Genomic DNA, 2,876 nt, shown 5'->3' on the forward strand with positions numbered 1-2,876 from the left:
CGATCACGGCCTCCACCGCGCCGGCCGCGCCCAGGGTGTGGCCGGTCGCGCCTTTGGTGGAGCTGCAGGGCACACCGCTGCCGAACAGGGCCGCCACCGCCAGGCCTTCGGCCGCGTCGTTGGCCACCGTGGCCGTGCCGTGCAGGTTGATGTAGTCGATGGCCGACGCCTCCAGCCCGGCCGAGCGCAGGGCGGCGGCCATGGCCTGGCGCGCGCCCAGCCCTTCGGGGTGGGGCGCCGACATGTGGTACGCGTCGCTGGACTCGCCCACCCCGAGCAGGTGCACGCCGCCGGGCGCTTCGCTGGCGCCCGGGCGTTCGAGCAGCGCGAAGGCCGCGCCCTCGGCGACCGAGATGCCGTCGCGCGCCGCGTCGTAGGGCCGGCAGGGCTGGCGCGAAGTCAGTTGCAGCGACGCGAAGCCGTACAAGGTGGTCAGGCACAGGCTGTCGACCCCGCCGACCACGGCGGCGTCCAACTGGCCCAGCGCGATCTGCCGCGCCGCGGCGGCAAACACCTTGGCGCTGGACGAACAGGCGGTGGAAATCGTCAGCGCCAGCCCCTCGGCGCCGAGGTAGCGGCGCACCGCGTCGGTCACCGAAAACGGGTTGTGCGAGCCGTGGTGCACGAAGCCGGACGGCAGCGCCCCGGTGGCGGGATTCCGCTGGCGGTAGGCGATCTCGGTCTCGAGAATGCCCGAGGTGCTGGTGCCCAGGAACACCCCGACACGGTGGGCACCGTGGCGGCGCACCGCGTCGCGCACGCGATCGGCAAACCCGTCGGTTTCGAGGGCCAGCACGGCCAGCCGGTTGTTGCGGCAGTTGTGCTCGCGCAGCGCGGGCGGCAGGTGGCAGGCGTCCACGCCAGCCACCTCGCCGGCCCAGGTGTCGAGCACCACGGTTTCGAACTGGCAGGGGCGCAGGCCGCTGCGCCCGTCGCGCAGGGCCTGGCGGTGGGCGTCCAGACCCTGTCCGAGACAGGTGGTCAGCGTGCAGGCAGATAGCTGGAGAGGCGACACGGAAACTCGCTGGCAAAAACGGCGCGCCCCTGGGCGGGACGCCGGAGACGCCCCTCGGGAGCGCGGTGACAGGGAGGCGATCTTAGGCGATGGCGGGGGCGGCGTCTTCGGGCAGGGCACGGCACACCAGCATCACATTGGCAAACGGCAGCGCGCCGTTCATGTCGAGGCTTTCCACCGCAAAGCCCTCCTGCTGCAGCAGCGCGCGCCAGTCGGCCAGCGGCCGGGCATAGAGGCGCGGCAGCCGGTGCCCGCGCAGGAAGGTCACCACGTGGTCGACCCAGGTCGACAGTGCGAACGGCCAGCCGGCGGCCTCGTCGCCGACGCGGGTGACGAACAGCCCGCCGGGCCCGATCGCGCGCCGGATGCGCCGGACCACCTGGCGCTGGCGATCGTGGTCGAAGTAGTGCAGCGCGTCGAGGATGGTCACCACGTCGCAGCGGCCGAAATCCACCGCGTTCATGTCGCCCTGCTCCACCCGCACCAGCGGGTGGTCGGCGCCGAACGCCTGCCGGGCACGCCACACGTCGCGTGGCATCAGTTCCACGCCGCGCAGCCGCACCGGCTGGGGCGGTGGTGGCCAGTCGGCCGGCCAGCGGCCGTCGGCGTGCTGTTCGGCGGCCGCGAGCAGCCACGCGAACAGGCTGCCCTGGCCGCAGCCGAGATCGAGCACATCGGGCCGCGCGGGCAGCAGGCCGCGGCGCAGCAGTTCCGCGAAGATCGCGTCGCCGCCGAGCTTGCCGCGCGCGTAGTGGTAGGCAAACCGGTCGGCGCGGCGAAAACGCTCGCAGGCGCGCGCCAGCAGTCCGTCGGGAATGGCCGAAAACGGGGTCAATCCAGCTCCTCGTGAAGGGTGGCGGTCGCCAACCCCTGGGTCTGCAGCCGCTCGGCCAGCGCCGGCAACAGGGCCAGCAGCAGGGGCTGGCCCTCGGCCGTGCGGGCGGCGTGGCCGTCGTGCAGCAAAAGGATGTCGCCATCCCCGAGCCCGCGCGTCAGGCGCGCCAGCACCGTGTCCGCGTGGGGGTTGCGCGTGTCGTAGCCACGGCGCGTCCAGGACGCCAGGCGCAGCCCCAGGCCGGCCAGCACCGGGTCGAGAAAGGGGTTGCGCAGCCCGGCGGTCGGGCGGAAAAAGCGCGGCGCCTGCCCGCTCAGGTCCGACAGCACGGCCTGCGCCTGCGCAATGTCGGCGCGCATGCGGCCCGGGCCGAACAGCGAAAAGGCGTGCGAATGGCTGTGGCCGTGGTTCTCCACGCGGTGGCCGCGGGCGACGATCTCCCGGCACAGCGCAGGGTGGCGCTGCGCGCGGTGTCCGATGAGGAAAAAGCTGGCGCGCAGGCCCAGGGCATCGAGCTGGTCGAGCACCCGCGGCGTGACCTCGGGATCGGGTCCGTCGTCGATGGTCAGCGCGACCCGCCCCGCCCCCGCCGTGCGCGGCGGCAGGTGGGTGATGTTGGCCCCCAGCCACGAGGAGCGTGGCAACAGGCTCGCCGTGGTGATCAGTGCGTGGTTGGCGGCCACCGCGCCCAGCGCCCAGGGCCAGGCCGACGGCACCGCGACAGCACCCAGCACGGCGGCGCCATGGACCACGCCCGAGAGCCGCAGCAACGGGCTGGGCGTCCAGCGGGACGGCGGCGCCGGGCGCACGTTCACCGCCAACCCGCCAGAAAGCGCTGCCACAGGGGCAGCCAGGCCGACCAGTCGTGCCCGCCATCGACCTCGTGCGCCACGGCGCGCGGCAACCGCGCCACCAGGTCGCGCATGGCCCCGGCAAACCGGTCGTCGCGGCCCCAGCCGACAAAACAGGGCAGGTCCGGCCGGCCGGCACGCAGGTCGTGCCAGAGACAGAACTCCGGGTCGGCCT

At 73.7% G+C, this 2,876-nt stretch carries 3 protein-coding genes and 1 pseudogene; all 4 read right to left on the reverse strand.

The window, feature by feature from the left end; translation table 11 throughout:
• Nucleotides 1–1,015 (reverse strand): beta-ketoacyl-[acyl-carrier-protein] synthase family protein (locus QQK43_RS22915; protein WP_284309600.1); only part of this gene is annotated, 1,015 nt, incomplete at its 3' end.
• An 82-nt stretch (nucleotides 1,016–1,097) separates the two neighbouring features.
• Complete coding sequence (locus tag QQK43_RS22920; protein WP_284309601.1) at nucleotides 1,098–1,850, reverse strand: class I SAM-dependent methyltransferase; 753 nt, start codon at nucleotides 1,848–1,850, stop codon at nucleotides 1,098–1,100.
• Complete coding sequence (locus QQK43_RS22925) at nucleotides 1,847–2,692, reverse strand: polysaccharide deacetylase family protein (protein ID WP_284309602.1); 846 nt, start codon at nucleotides 2,690–2,692, stop codon at nucleotides 1,847–1,849. Before QQK43_RS22925 ends, QQK43_RS22920 begins: the two co-directional genes overlap by 4 nt.
• Nucleotides 2,662–2,876: pseudogene (locus QQK43_RS22930) on the reverse strand (hypothetical protein); the annotation flags it as partial. The gene QQK43_RS22925 and the pseudogene QQK43_RS22930, both read right to left, overlap by 31 nt.

Origin of the sequence: Hydrogenophaga electricum, assembly GCF_030160815.1 — a bacterium.
Classification (GTDB): domain Bacteria; phylum Pseudomonadota; class Gammaproteobacteria; order Burkholderiales; family Burkholderiaceae_C; genus Hydrogenophaga; species Hydrogenophaga electricum.